Below are 14132 nucleotides of genomic sequence, written 5' to 3' on the forward strand. Positions count from 1 at the left end.
ATTTATTTAATTATATAAAAAATACCTATAGCCATAAACCCTTTTATTTAAGTGTCTAGTCTATAGGTATCAGTTTAAAACGCGAGCCCCTTTAAAGTTGTTATTTTTATTTATCTAAAAGGTTTTTTATGTAAATATTCATAAAAAGGTTTCCTAATTTATGATTAATTATTAATTAGAATTTGTATATTAAATATTTTACAAAACAGCAGAATTAAACTTAAATTTGCACAATGTTTTCTCAAATATAAGAAAGAGGTGAAAAAATAAAATAATTTTAATTTCTTATTAAATATAATTCAACAAATATTTTAAAATAATATCGACATAAATATTAAAATAATTTTCTATTTTTTTTAGCTTTCTATAGTTAAATATAATGAATTTTTAAATGATAAGAAAAATATTAAGATATTATGTAGAAAATAATCGAAAAATAAGATTTGAATTGCTGAAATTAAAAAATTCATAAAAATATAATGGGTATTTTTAATGAAATTATTATAGAAAAATAATTCATATTAAACTATAATAGAAATATGGTGAATTTTTCATAAATAACCTAATTAAGAAAAAGAAATAAAAGTAGCTGTTTGTAAATTAAACTTGAGAATTGAAGAATGTTGTTGTAGGGAGAGGGATTATGAATATAAATAATGATAGTTCAATGCAATTTATAAAATTAGGATTGGATGCATCTGCATTAAGAGAAAAAGTAATTGCAAATAATATGGCAAATATAAATACTAAGGATTTTAAGAAATCATATGTTTCTTTTGAAGATAATCTAACAAAAGCAACTGAAGAGTTTTCTTTAAAGAAAACTAAAAAAGGGCATTTAAATGGAGAATTAAACAATTCTTTAATTAGTGTTAAACAAGATAAAAGTACTAGTATGAGAACTGATGGAAATAATGTTGATATGGATTTAGAAAAAGTAAATCAAGCAGCAAACACATTAATGTATAATGCATTAATAACTCAAGCAAATTCAAAATTAAATATGACTAAGAGTGTTATATCAGGAGGAAGTAGATAGGGATGGGAATATTTAATACTATGAGAATAAGTGCAAGTGGTCTTTCGGCGGAGAGGTTGAGGATGGATACGATAACATCTAATATAACTAATGCAACTACAACTAGAGGAGAAGATGGTAAACCTTACGTAAGAAAAATTGCGGTGTTTCAAGAAAATTTAGATGAGGCAAAAAAACTTAATGGAGTAAAAGCTGTTGGAATAGTTGATGATGAGTCGCCTCTAAAAAGTGTTTATGATCCTACTCATCCAGATGCAAATGAAGATGGGTATGTTACTATGCCAAATGTTAATTTACTTAATGAAATGGCTGATATAATATCAGCTTCTAGATCTTATGAGGCGAATATAGACACTTTGAATGCTTCAAAAAGCATGTTTACTAAAACATTAGAGTTGGGAAGGTAGAAATAAATTATGATAGTTAATAACTTTATTCCAAGTGAAAAGATTTTTGAAAGCAATATTAATACCAATAATATTAAGACAAGCCCTTCAGAAAAGAATTTTCAAAGTGCTTTAAAGGATAGTTTGGATAATTTAAATGAGAAACAAATTAATGCAGATAATATGACAAATGATTTTATTTCAGGAAAAGATGTTGAAGTTCATGAAATGATGCTAAGCATGGAGGAAGCTAAAATGTCACTTCAATTAGCAATTCAAGTAAGAAATAAAGTTGTTGAAGCAGTACAAGAATTAACAAGAATGCAATTGTAATTATGGTAAGGAGTGCTATTAATGGATAAGCTTAAGGAAAGCTTCAGTAAGCTGTGGGGGAAGTTTAAGTCATTTAGTAAAGGAATAAGAATTGCAATAATAGCAGCGCTGGTTACATTTATTATTGCTATAGGGTCTTTATTTTTTTACAATTCGGCTAATAAATATAAGGTTTTGTTTTCTAATTTAGATGCAAGTGATGCACAACTTGTAACAAATAAATTAAAAGAGAAAAAAGTTGATATGAAAATTGAAGGTGAAACAATAATGGTTCCAAAGGAATCAGTAGATGAGCTAAGGCTTGAATTAGCTCCTGAACTTTCAGATGGAAGTAAAGGTTATGAATTAATGGATACTGGAAACTCATTTGGAATGACTGATGAAGAATTTAAATTAAAAAAATTAAGAATGCAACAAGGAGAATTAGAAAAAACTATAAAAAGTTTTCCTCAAATTGATACAGTAAGAGTACATATAACACCTTCAAAGGATTCTGTTTTTGTAGAAGATAAGGAACCAGGAAAGGCAGCTGTTTATTTAAAACTTGTTCCGGGTAATAAGTTAGGTAAAGAACAAGTGGAATCGATTGTTGCGTTAGTTTCAGGAAGTACTGAAAATGTCCCTAAGGAGAATATTGAAGTAATAGATGATAATATGAATCTTTTAACTAAAGGTTTAAATAATTCAGATGGAACAGAAGTAAGCTCTGAAACTATAGAAAAACAATTTGATTTAGAAAAAAAATATGAAGAAGACATACAAAAATCAATTATTGATCTTTTAGAACCTGTAGTAGGGAAAAATAAAGTTAAAAGTTCTGTAAATGTCGATTTAGATTTTGATTCTAAGCAAAAAACAGAAACAACTATAGATCCTAATAAGGTTATTGTTAGCCAGCAAACTATAAAAGAAAATAATGGAACAGGCACAGGAGAAAATAGCGGTGGTCCTGTAGATAATAACATGGGAAATACTATAGATGATGGTAGCACAGGAAATAATTCTTCAAGAGAAGAGGTAAGCACTAACTATGAAAGTGGAAAAACAGAAACTAAAACTATAAGTGCTCCAGGAGAAGTTAAAAGATTAACTGCTTCTGTTTTCATTGATGGGAATATAGCAGGAAATGTACAAACAGCTATAGAAAAATCTGTTGCTAATGCAATTGGACTTAATACGGAAAGAGGAGATAGTGTATCAGTAGTTGGTATGACTTTCGATCCAGTGACAAAGGAAGAAGCACAAAAGGAATTTGATGATATAAATGAATTATTAGCAAAAGAAAATAGAAATAAAATGATAATTTATTCAGTTTTAGGATTATTGGGACTTATTATTATAATAGTAATTTTAATTTTAGTAAGAAGGAAATCTAAAAATAATAAAGAAGATAAAGAAAACTTATTAGATGTTGTTATAGATGACAGATTAACTAATGAGAATACTGAAACTATGTCTTCAATTAATTTTGAAACTATAAATCCAAAGGCACATATAGAAAATGAAATAAAGCAATATGCAACTGAAAAACCAGATCAAGTAGCAGATATAGTAAAATCCTGGTTAGCTGAGAATGAGAGGTGATAATATGGCAAGAGATTTAGCAAAATTAAACGGAGTACAAAAGGCAGCTATATTGTTTATAACACTTGGGCCTGAAGCCTCATCAGCAATTTTGAAGAAGCTTCCAGAACCGGAAATACAAAAGATAACGTATGAAATTGCTAATATATCGTCTGTTACGGCTGAACAAAGACAGATTATTCTAGATGAATTTTTAGAAATGAATAAGGCCAGAGATTATATTATAGAAGGTGGAATAGAGTATGCAAGAACTTTATTATCAAAGGCTTTGGGAACTCAAAGAGCAAATGAAATTTTAGGTAAGGTTACAGAAGCAACTCAGCAATATAGGCCATTTTCAATTGCAAGAAAGGCAGATGCTCATCAACTATTGAATGTAATTAGCTATGAACATCCACAAACAATAGCTTTGATATTATGTTATCTTCAACCAGATAAGGCTGCACAAGTTTTAGCTGAATTACCTGAAGATACTCAAAGTGAAGTAGCTTATAGAATAGCAACTATGAGCAATACTTCTCCAATGGTAATTAAAGAAATTGAAAAAGTACTTGAAAGTAAATTAAGTACTGTTGTTAGAAGTGAAATGACTTCACTTGGTGGAGTTGAAACTTTGGTAGATATTTTAAATCAAGTTGATAGAACTACAGAAAAGAATATTACTGAAAGCTTAGAAAGAGAAGATGCAGAACTTGCAGATATTGTTAAAAGCTCAATGTTTGTATTTGAAGATATTATTACTCTTGATGATGTATCTATTCAAAGGATTCTTAGAGAAGTTGATGGAAAAGAACTTGCACTTGCGCTTAAAGGATGTTCAGATGAGGTTGCAAATTGTGTTTATAGAAATCAATCTAAGAGAGCAGCAGCTTCACTTAAGGAGGATATGGAATTCTTAGGTCCAGTTAGACTTATGGATGTTGAAAAAGCACAACAAAAAATTGTTTCAATAATAAGAAGATTAGATGATGCTCAAGAAATAATAATTTCAAGAGGTGGAGAAGATGCAATTATCCTATAATCTTATAAAAAGTGACTCTGCTTTAGAAGTTTCTAAAAAAAAGATAGAAACTAATTATGTAAGTAAAGTAGAAGTTGTAGAAGAGAATAAAGAAAAAGATATGAAATCTATTGAAGCAGAAATTAGAAAAAGCTATGAGAGCTTAGGAGCCAGTATTATAAAAAAGGCTAAAAGAGAAGCAGAAGCACTACTTATGAAAAGTAGAAAAACTGCTGTTGAAATTGAAAAAACTTCTTATGAAGAAGGGTATGCACAAGGCAAAGAAAATGGTTTTGAAGATGGATATAAAGAAGGATTACAAAAAGCTAAGTTAGAAACTGAAGAAAAGGTAAGAGAAAATATAAAAAAGTCAGAAAAAATATTAGAATCTGCAAATAATGAATATAGAGAATATTTAAAACTGAAAGAAAAAGATATTATAAATATAGCTTTTGAAATGGCATCTATAATAGTTAGAAAAGAGTTCCAACAACCTGAAAGTATATTGCCTTTATTAGAAGAAGTTTTAAATGAAGCTAAGGGTGAAGAAAATATAATAATAAAATGTAATACAGTTCATGTAAAAGCAATTGAAGATAAAGTTGATTACTTTAAAAAAGTATATGCAATAAAAGGTGAAATATTTATTATTGAAGATCCTTTAATGGAAAATGGAAATGCCATAGTCGAGAAAAATACAGGGAAAGCTATTATTGGGTTAGATATTGGATTAGAAAAACTTGAAGAAGCTTTATTTAAATAGTAAGTAGGTGAAAATATGATAAATGTAGATTTTGATTTATTAAATAGAAAAATTAAAGAAGTAAATACTTGCTATTTAGAAGGAACAGTTAAACAAGTAATAGGATTAACAATCGAAGTTCAAGGGGTTAAAGCTTTTGTTGGAGAACTTTGTACTATATATAATCTAGAAAATCAACCAATTAAATGTGAAGTAGTTGGGTTTAGAGAAGATGCAGTACTTTTAATGCCTCTAGGAGAACTTATAGGAATATCTCCGGGATGTAGAGTAGTTCCAGAAAGAAGACCTTTAGAGGTAAGGTGTTCAGATGATTTACTAGGCAAAATACTTGATGGATTAGGTAATCCACTTCAAGGGGATGAGATTTTTCAAGGGGAAGGATATCCTCTTGAAAATCAACCTCCAGATCCATTAACAAGAAGGCGAATAACAGAAATTCTCCCAACTGGAGTAAGAGCTATAGATGGATTTTTAACTGTAGGTGAAGGACAGAGAATTGGTATATTTGCTGGTTCTGGCGTAGGAAAAAGTACTACACTTGGAATGATAGCAAGGGAGGCTGAAGCCGATATTAATGTAATTTCTTTAATTGGAGAAAGAGGAAGAGAAGTTTTAGAGTTTATAGAAAAGGATTTAGGTCCGGAAGGTATGAAAAAATCTATTGTTGTATGTGCAACATCAGATAAACCAGCTTTAATAAGAATTAAAGGTGCATTAACAGCAACAGCTATAGCAGAATATTTTAGAGATAAAGGGAAAAAAGTTATATTGATGATGGATTCGGTAACTAGATTTGCCATGGCACAAAGAGAAGTTGGTTTGGCCATAGGAGAACCACCGGCACAAAAAGGATATACACCATCTGTATTTGCTAAATTGCCTAAACTTATGGAAAGACCAGGTACATCTGATAAAGGATCTATAACAGCTTTTTATACAGTTTTAGTTGATGGTGATGATTTTAATGAGCCAATTGCAGATGCTGTAAGAGGTATATTAGATGGACATATAGTTTTATCAAGAGCTTTAGCACATAAGAATCATTATCCTGCTATAGATATTTTGAATAGTATTAGTAGACTTATGCCTAGTATTGCTACTGATATTCATAAGGAAGCTGCATCAATGGGAAGAGATTTACTTGCAACATATAAAGATGCTGAGGATTTAATAAATTTAGGTGCTTACGTAAAGGGAAGTAATAAAAAGATAGACTTATCAATTCAATATAATGATAGATTAAATGGCTATTTAAAACAAGGAATTGAAGAAAAATCTGATTTTAACACTTCTTTAGAAAAACTTATTTCTATGTTTAGAAATTAAAAGGAAGGCTCAAAATGTCGGGAAATTTTAAATTTAGATTAGAAAAACTTCTTGAAATAAGAACAGAAAAGGAAGAAGAAAGCAAAAGATTATTTACTAAGACTGAAAGAGAAAAACAAAAAACAGAAGAAAAGTTAAATAATCTTAAATTTAATTATGATAAATACAGTGGAATAAATAAAGGCGAAAGCCTTGTATATCAAAAAATTAAAAGAAACTATTTATTTGCTTTAGATAAAGGAATTACAGAAACAGAAAAAGATTTAACTATAAAATTAAAAGAACTTGATATAAGAAGAGAAGATTTATTGAAAAAGCAGATAGAAAGAAAAACTGTTGATATATTAAAAGAAAGAAAATCCTTAGAATTTTATAAAGAAGAAGAAAGAAAAGATCAAATATTTAATGACGAACTTGCTTTATATGCATACATGAGAAAGCATTGAAAGGAGGTGAGTAAAGAGTGATAAATACAAAAATTCTGATTGATTTAGATAATAAGTTAAAGGATATAAAAACTATCTCAAAGAAAGAAGAATCTAAAAAAGAAGAAAAGGTAAATTCAGATTTTAAAGATTATCTTAATAAAGAAGTTGAAAATGATAATTCAAAGAGTTTAGCAAATAATACATCAGTACAAGAAAATAATAAAACTTATATTGGTAAAAATGAGATTTCTGAGAATGAAGATAATGTGGAAAATATATTATCAGAGGTAGCTAATAAAATAGAAGAATTAATAGATAGTGGGAATTTTATAGAAAGTAAGGATTTTATAAAAAGCGAATCTGATATAGATGCTTTAAGTGAAATATTAATATTATTATCTAGACTTTTAAATAAAAATTTAAGTAATGAAAATTTAATTACTACCGATAGTGAGGTTAATAGTTTAAATAATTCTAGCTTAGATAATATAGAAAATTTATTCTTAACATTATTTAATTCAAAAGAGGATACAAAAATAGCAGATCCTTTACAAGCTCTAGAATTACTAAGCAAAAGCAATAATAATTCAGATAATATTGATATTAAGGATTTACTAAGAGATTTAAAAGGGTCAACTAATAGTATTTTAGAAGACATAAACTTAAATACTTTTGAGAGTAATACTATAGAGGATTATAAGGGTGAGTTATCAAATAAAATTATTTCTTTATTAGAATTATTACCAAAAGAATCTATAGAAAAAATATCTTCTAGTATTAAAGAGAAAGACAAGCTTAAAATATTAAGTGCTTTGATATTACAAAAAGTAAATAATGAAGATAATATTATAGAAGAAAGTACTAGTAATACAAGAGTAATTGTAAATGATAATGTTGTAGATAATAAGGCTAACTCATTGGATAAGAATTCAAATAAAGATAAAAATCTAAATTATAATAATTCATTAAAACAAAATGCCTTAGATGAAAATAATGATGAAGATAAAATACTTTCTAAGATAATAGATAATGATAGTAAAGGATCATTTTCAAAAGTATTAAGCTATTATGATAAATTTAATAAAAATAATGTAGAAGTAATAAAAGAACCAATAGTTGTAAATAAGCAAACATTAGATTTAGATGTAATAAAAAATGTTAAGTTTATGATGAAAAATGCTGTTCAAGAATTAAAAGTTAAAATTTATCCTAAAGAGCTAGGAGAAATGACTATTAAAATCCTTTCAGAAGAAGGAATAATGAGAGCCGAGATAAAAGCAACTTCTAAGGAAACTTATAATTTATTAAATTCTAATTTACATGAGATAAAGAAAAGTTTAGTAGATCAAAATATTAAAATTCAAGAAGTAAATATAGGAATATATAATGAAGATACTACTTTCTTTAATGGAAAAGAAAATTCATCAGATAATTTTAGAAATCAGCAAAGCAGAGATGATAATAATAATAATCCTATATTTATTGATGACGAAGAAATTAAAGAAGAATTACTTAATGAAAGTAATGTAAATTTATTAGCATAGGGGGAAAACTAAGTGTCTAATGTTATTAATAGCTATACAGGTACTAGAGCAACTGATAGAGGAACACAAATAGTTAAACCTGGACAAGATATGGATAAAAATGCATTTTTAACAATATTATCTGCAGAGTTGTCTAATATGGATCCAATGGGAAATAACGATTCTACTCAATATGTTACTCAAATGGCACAATTTGCTTCAATGGAGCAAATGACAAATTTAAATAGCACAATGTCTAGTTATGCAAATAATTCAATGGTTGGTAAAGGGGTAACTTTAAAGAGTGTTGATAATGCAGGGAATCCTTATACTGGAATTGTGAAATCTGTAACTTCTACATCAGGTAAAACAACGATTTCTGTGGAAGTTAATGAAAATGGAACTAATTCTTATAAGGACTTTGATATAACAGATGTGCTTACTGTTTTAGATGTTCCTGATTATTCGTTACCATCAATTAATAATATTAATGGTAATATGTCATTTTTAGTTGCTTCTTCATTTATAGGAAAACATGTTGAATTAAGTGAGAAGGATTCAAAAGAAAATAATATTACTGGAGAAGTTTTAGGTGTACTAAAGGACCAAGGTGTAGTTAAGGTAAGAATTAAGTTACATGATTCGGATGAAATAAAAGAATTTACTTATGACAAGATAATTAAAGCTTCAAATAGTAGAGAAGAAATAAAGCTAGAGGAAGAGTAAGAAGTAAATAATTAAATTATTAAAGTAGGTGATTTTTTGAGCTTTAGAGTTATAAATGGAAAAGCTTATCCTGTAGGTAATTTTCAGTTACCAAACGAAAGTGTAAATGGAAAAAATAATCACTATAAAAGTAAGTTTAATGACATTTTAAATGAAGCTATAAATAAAGGTAGTGAAGAATATACACTATCAAAACATGCAGCAGACAGATTAAAAGAAATTAATTTTACGGATAAAGATATGGAGCAAATTGCAAAAGGATTCAAAATGGCACAAGATAAAGGCTCTAAAAATTCTGTAATGATATACAAAGATGTAGCTTTAATAGCTAGTATAGAAAATAAAACTGTAATAACAGCAATTGAAAAAGAAAGAGCTAAGGAAAATGTATTTACAAATGTTGATAGTGTTGTAATTTTATAAGCTGGACCTATTTTAGGAGGCTTGATTCTTGCTGAATGACAGATGCAAGAAAAAATAAAGGGTTGGAGGTCAATTTATGTTAAGATCAATGTATTCTGGTATAAGCGGTATGAAAGTTAATCAAACTAAGTTAGATGTTATAGGAAATAATATATCAAATGTTGGAACTACATCATTTAAATCATCAAGAGCAAGATTTAGTGATATGCTAAGTCAAAATGTCTCAGATGCTATGGCACCATCTAACAATCAAGGTGGAGTAAATGCTAGCCAAGTTGGGCTTGGAGTTCAACTTGCAAGTATAGATTCTGTTATGACACAAGGTATGATGCAACCTACAGGAAGACAATTAGATGTTGCAATAGATGGTGATGGATTCTTTATGGTAAGTAAAGGACCATCAATTTATGATGGAACTTTAGAAGTAAATCATAGGGCTGGGGCGCATAATATAACTGCTCAGTCATTAAGCAATTCTGGAAGCGAAATAATGTATAGTAGAGATGGATCATTTATCCTAGATGAGCAAGGGAATTTATTAACTGGTGATGGATTTAGAGTTATGGGTTATTCATTAACAAATGATGATAGCTCACAAGATGCAACAGGACAAGCTCCTAATGGAGTAAGCACAGCGGGATTAGACTTTAGATTTGGACCTGGATCACAATTAAATGGATATAAAATAGTTCTAGGATCTGTTGGACCAGGAACAGTTACATCTGCAGATGTTAATAAGGCTGAAAAACTAATAGTAGTAAATGGAGATTTTTCTAGAGCAGGAGCATTAACACCAGCTCAAGTAGAATCAGCAGTAAATAAAGGACTTTCTTCTGCTGGAATATCCCAACAAATGTTTGTTAGTGGAAAGCCTATTAGCTTTGAAGGTTTAGGATCATCAGCAGTCGTAGGTGGTACAGATGCATTAGCACCTAAAGCTATTACTATATCTGGGTTTACTATCCAACTTAACGAAGGTAGTGATTTAAATGGATATAGTTTTGAAATTGGAGAAATATCAAAAGATCCACTAGAAGTTAATATAGAAAAAGGAAGAAAGAAAATTGTTATTAATGCAGATTTTTTAAATAAATCATTTAATTCTGCAGATTTGCAAGATGAGTTAAATAGTAAGTTTAAAGGTGCAGGAATCACACAAGAAGCAAAAGTTACAGGAACTCCTGCAACTTTGGGTAATATAAGTGGTGGGACAGATGATTCAGGTAAAGTAAATTCTCCAGCTGAAATAGTAGATGCAAAAGATGGAAGTGCAGCTAAAGCTGTTGGTGGATTTACTTTTACTGGAGTAACTGATGGTGAACTTAATGATTATACTATTTCTATAGGAGAAAGTTCAGTAGGTACCCCACTTACAGTAGTAGTTGAAAATGGAAACATAATTATTAATGGTGATTTTAATACTACACCACCTAAATTTACTGATACAGAATTACAATCTAAGCTAAATAGTTCATTAAAAGCTAATGGAGTTAAGACTCAATTAACAGTTTCAGGAGTTGTTAATTCAGCAAATGTAACAAATAAAATTAAGTTCCAAGATGGTGTAACAGCGTCATCTCCAAAAGCGTTAAATATTGCTGGGTTAAATGTAGAACTTCCAGCAGGAACACTATTAAATAATTTAGAGTTTCAAATTACAGATATTAATGAACCAGGATTATCAGTAGAATATGTAGCAGCTTCAGGTGGAAATAATCATAAATTAGTTATTAAAGGTGATTTTACTAAAAAAGTTGCAGCAAGAGATTTAGAGGATAAGATAAATGCAGAGTTAAATGCAGAGTTAGGTACAAGTGAGAAAGTAAAGGTATCTGGAACATCAAAACCTTACACTGGATTAACTTCAGATAATATTGAAGGTGGAGAGGTTGATAAGGCACCAGGCAAAATTACTGTTGGTGGTGTTGAATTAACATTTGATGCTGGAGCAGCGTTGAATGGATACAAATTCCAAGTTGGACAAATAACACCTGGTACTAAGACATCAGCTACAATTGATGAAAAAGGAAAGACAATTACTATAAATGGTGATTTTGTAACTACAAATGCTATTACAGCTAAAAATATACAAGATGCTTTAACTAGAGCTTTAGAAGGAAAAGGAATAGCTCAAGGAATAACTTCAACAGGAAAACCAATGGAAATTGGAGGCGTTGTTTCAGAAGAAACAAATGGAGGAACTCCAATAGAAAGTATGAATACTGATGGAAGTATTAACTTTATAGATGCAACAAAAAATCTTAAATCATATGATGGAGAATTAAAAACTCTTAAGATTCCAGACAAGGTAAAAGTACCAGGTACAGATACAGAACTTAGAGTTAAAACTTATACCATAGATAAAAATGGTGTAATTAATGGAGTACTTGAAGATGGTAGAGTAGCGGCACTTGGACAAATAGCCATGGCAAGTTTTAAGAACCCAGAAGGTTTAACTAAGCTTGGAGGAAATCTTTATAGTTCATCAGTTAACTCAGGAGATGCTGTTATAAAGAGTGGTGTTGGAACTTTAAATGATGATAACTCAAAAGGGTATGGAGATAATCTTCAAGGAATGCTTGAAATGTCAAATGTAGATTTATCAGAACAATTTACAGATATGATAGTTTCAAGTAGAGCTTTCCAAGCATCAGGAAAAATGATAACTACTGGAGATGAAATTCTTCAAGATATAATTAACTTAAAGAGATAATAAAACAAAATAGATTGCTCATGCTCAGTTGATCCAATAAACTGAGCAAAGCAGTCTAACTATATAAGTAAATTACGAAAAAGTATTTTACATCTACTAAAGTGAATTTACTATAGTGAAGAGGGGAATTAAATGATTAATGTAACAGCTATGAATAATAAAGATTTTATTTTAAATGCAGATCATATAGAGAAAATAGAAGAGGTTCCTGAAACTTTAATTACATTAACTAATGGTAAAAAGTATATTGTGCTTGAAAGTGTAGAAGAGATAGTAGAAAAAGTAATTAGATACAAAAATAAGATTGTTACTTATAGATTATAATGGGAGGCAATATTATATGAAAAAGTCAGACATATTAACCTCAGTGGGTTTAATATTAAGCATAGTATTAATGATTTATGGAATGCTTATTGGAAGTAGTCTTAAAATTTTCTGGGACTTAGCATCTGTAATAATAACTGTAGGAGGATCTTTATCAGCTCTTTTAATAACATATTCATTAGAAGAAGTGAAAAATATGGGAAAGCTTTTCATACAAGCTTTTAAGGAAAATAAATCATCAGGAAAAGATATAATTGTAAGATTTGGTAATCTTTCTAAAAAGGCTAGAAGAGAAGGCTTGTTATCATTAGAGGATGATATTTCAGAAATGGAAGACCCTTTTATGAAAAAAGGATTACAAATGGTTGTAGATGGTATTGAGCCAGAAACAATAAGAGAAATATTAGAGTTAGAAATTGGTGAAATGGAAAATAGACATGAAAGAGGAGCAGGTATTTACGCTGCTTGGGGAGCTTATGCACCTGCATTTGGTATGCTAGGGACTTTAATTGGATTAATTCAAATGCTTGCAAATTTAACAGATGTCGCTAATATTGCATCTGGTATGGGAAAAGCCTTAATAACTACATTCTATGGTTCACTTTTGGCTAATATTTTCTGCAATCCTATTGCTTCTAACTTAAGACAAAAGAGTGCAAAGGAAGCTGGAGAAAGAGAAATGATTTTAGAAGGAATACTTGCAATACAATCAGGTGTAAATCCAAGAATTGTGGAAGAAAAGCTAATAACATACTTACCTCCTAAAGAAAAATTAGAATATTTAAATAACAGCATTGAAAATGGTGAAGGAGTTGTTATTTAATGGCTAGAAAGAAAAAGAATAAAGGTGATGGCTTAAGAGGCGATGAATGGATGGCAACTTATGCTGATACTGTAACTTTATTGCTTACTTTTTTCGTTTTGTTATATTCAATGGCTACTGTTGATGCTGAAAAAACAAAAAGTATTTCTAATGCCTTTGTATCAATGATGAGTGGGCAAAGTGGTGACAGTATAATGGAATATAACATGTATAATGGTGAAGTACCTTTAATTGGCGGAGAAACGGATGATAATATAGAGGGTGGAGAGTCCTTAACAGAACAAGAAAAAATGTATAAGAATGTTAAAGAATTTGTTAATGAAAATAGATTAGAATCTGTAGTAGATATAATCGATAATAAAAGAGGAGTAATAATACAGCTAAGAGATAACGTATTATTTGAAACTTCAAGTTCTGATTTAAGAGAAGAAAGTAAAGAAGTACTTAATAAAATCAATTCTCTTCTAGCATCTATAGATAATTTAATATTAGTTGAAGGTCATACAGACAATAGACCTATAAATACAAGTAGGTTTCCATCGAACTGGGAATTATCTGCTGATAGAGCAGTTAATGTAGTTAAATATTTTATAGAAGTAATGGGACAAGATCCTTCAAGATTTAGTGCGGCAGGATATGGTGAGTACCATCCAGTAGCAGCTAATGATACTTATGAAAATATGGCTAAAAATAGAAGAGTTGATATTTTAATTGTGACAACTGAAAAGGAGGAAGAATAAA

At 29.3% G+C, this 14132-nt stretch carries 15 protein-coding genes and 1 pseudogene; all 16 read left to right on the forward strand.

Features of this window, described 5'->3' with window-relative positions; all coding sequences use genetic code 11:
* The first annotated feature begins 643 nt into the window (after positions 1 to 643).
* The 16 genes and pseudogenes from flgB to I2A75_RS09620 all read left to right on the forward strand — a co-directional run bounded on the left by flgB (position 644) and on the right by I2A75_RS09620 (position 14131).
* Positions 644 to 1039 carry a flagellar basal body rod protein FlgB gene (flgB, locus tag I2A75_RS09550; protein ID WP_195264249.1) on the forward strand — a complete coding sequence of 132 codons (396 nt, stop codon included), beginning with the start codon at positions 644 to 646 and terminating at the stop codon, positions 1037 to 1039.
* Positions 1040 to 1041: 2 nt separating this feature from the next.
* Positions 1042 to 1446 (forward strand): flagellar basal body rod protein FlgC, encoded by a 405-nt coding sequence (gene flgC / locus I2A75_RS09555; RefSeq protein WP_195264250.1) that lies wholly within the window; start codon positions 1042 to 1044, stop codon positions 1444 to 1446.
* Between the two features lie 9 nt (positions 1447 to 1455).
* Positions 1456 to 1758 carry a flagellar hook-basal body complex protein FliE gene (fliE, locus tag I2A75_RS09560; RefSeq protein WP_195264251.1) on the forward strand — a complete coding sequence of 101 codons (303 nt, stop codon included), beginning with the start codon at positions 1456 to 1458 and terminating at the stop codon, positions 1756 to 1758.
* A 21-nt stretch (positions 1759 to 1779) separates the two neighbouring features.
* A complete protein-coding gene (fliF, locus tag I2A75_RS09565) occupies positions 1780 to 3342 on the forward strand; it encodes a flagellar basal-body MS-ring/collar protein FliF (RefSeq protein WP_195264252.1) in 1563 nt (520 codons plus the stop codon).
* A gap of 4 nt (positions 3343 to 3346) precedes the next feature.
* Entirely contained in the window at positions 3347 to 4363 is a 1017-nt protein-coding gene (gene fliG / locus I2A75_RS09570) for a flagellar motor switch protein FliG (RefSeq protein ID WP_195264361.1), read from the forward strand.
* The gene (locus tag I2A75_RS09575) at positions 4347 to 5105 is read left to right on the forward strand and encodes a FliH/SctL family protein (RefSeq protein ID WP_195264253.1); all 759 of its coding nucleotides are present in this window, start codon (positions 4347 to 4349) and stop codon (positions 5103 to 5105) included. The genes fliG and I2A75_RS09575 overlap by 17 nt, the downstream gene beginning before the upstream one ends.
* Before the next feature lie 15 nt (positions 5106 to 5120).
* On the forward strand, positions 5121 to 6431 hold the full coding sequence (fliI, locus tag I2A75_RS09580) for a flagellar protein export ATPase FliI (protein ID WP_195264254.1): 1311 nt from the start codon (positions 5121 to 5123) through the stop codon (positions 6429 to 6431).
* Between the two features lie 14 nt (positions 6432 to 6445).
* Complete coding sequence (gene fliJ, locus I2A75_RS09585) at positions 6446 to 6877, forward strand: flagellar export protein FliJ (protein ID WP_195264255.1); 432 nt, start codon at positions 6446 to 6448, stop codon at positions 6875 to 6877.
* A gap of 17 nt (positions 6878 to 6894) precedes the next feature.
* A complete protein-coding gene (locus I2A75_RS09590) occupies positions 6895 to 8403 on the forward strand; it encodes a flagellar hook-length control protein FliK (RefSeq protein ID WP_195264256.1) in 1509 nt (502 codons plus the stop codon).
* A gap of 12 nt (positions 8404 to 8415) precedes the next feature.
* Positions 8416 to 9108, forward strand: a complete 693-nt coding sequence (locus I2A75_RS09595; RefSeq protein ID WP_195264257.1) for a flagellar hook capping FlgD N-terminal domain-containing protein — start codon at positions 8416 to 8418, stop codon at positions 9106 to 9108.
* A 36-nt stretch (positions 9109 to 9144) separates the two neighbouring features.
* Positions 9145 to 9531 carry a TIGR02530 family flagellar biosynthesis protein gene (locus I2A75_RS09600; RefSeq protein WP_195264258.1) on the forward strand — a complete coding sequence of 129 codons (387 nt, stop codon included), beginning with the start codon at positions 9145 to 9147 and terminating at the stop codon, positions 9529 to 9531.
* Positions 9532 to 9619: 88 nt separating this feature from the next.
* Positions 9620 to 10132: pseudogene (locus tag I2A75_RS17990) on the forward strand (flagellar hook-basal body complex protein); the annotation flags it as partial.
* A 252-nt stretch (positions 10133 to 10384) separates the two neighbouring features.
* Complete coding sequence (locus I2A75_RS09605) at positions 10385 to 12244, forward strand: flagellar hook-basal body complex protein (RefSeq protein WP_243242138.1); 1860 nt, start codon at positions 10385 to 10387, stop codon at positions 12242 to 12244.
* Between the two features lie 132 nt (positions 12245 to 12376).
* Positions 12377 to 12568: a flagellar FlbD family protein gene (locus I2A75_RS09610; protein ID WP_195264260.1), complete on the forward strand. Its 192-nt coding sequence runs from the start codon at positions 12377 to 12379 to the stop codon at positions 12566 to 12568.
* 16 nt (positions 12569 to 12584) lie between these two features.
* Positions 12585 to 13391, forward strand: a complete 807-nt coding sequence (locus I2A75_RS09615) for a motility protein A (RefSeq protein WP_195264261.1) — start codon at positions 12585 to 12587, stop codon at positions 13389 to 13391.
* Entirely contained in the window at positions 13391 to 14131 is a 741-nt protein-coding gene (locus I2A75_RS09620; protein WP_195264262.1) for an OmpA family protein, read from the forward strand. Before I2A75_RS09615 ends, I2A75_RS09620 begins: the two co-directional genes overlap by 1 nt.
* Position 14132 lies beyond the last annotated feature (1 nt).

Origin of the sequence: Clostridium sp. 1001275B_160808_H3 (genome assembly GCF_015550425.1) — a bacterium.
Lineage (GTDB): Bacteria > Bacillota > Clostridia > Clostridiales > Clostridiaceae > Clostridium.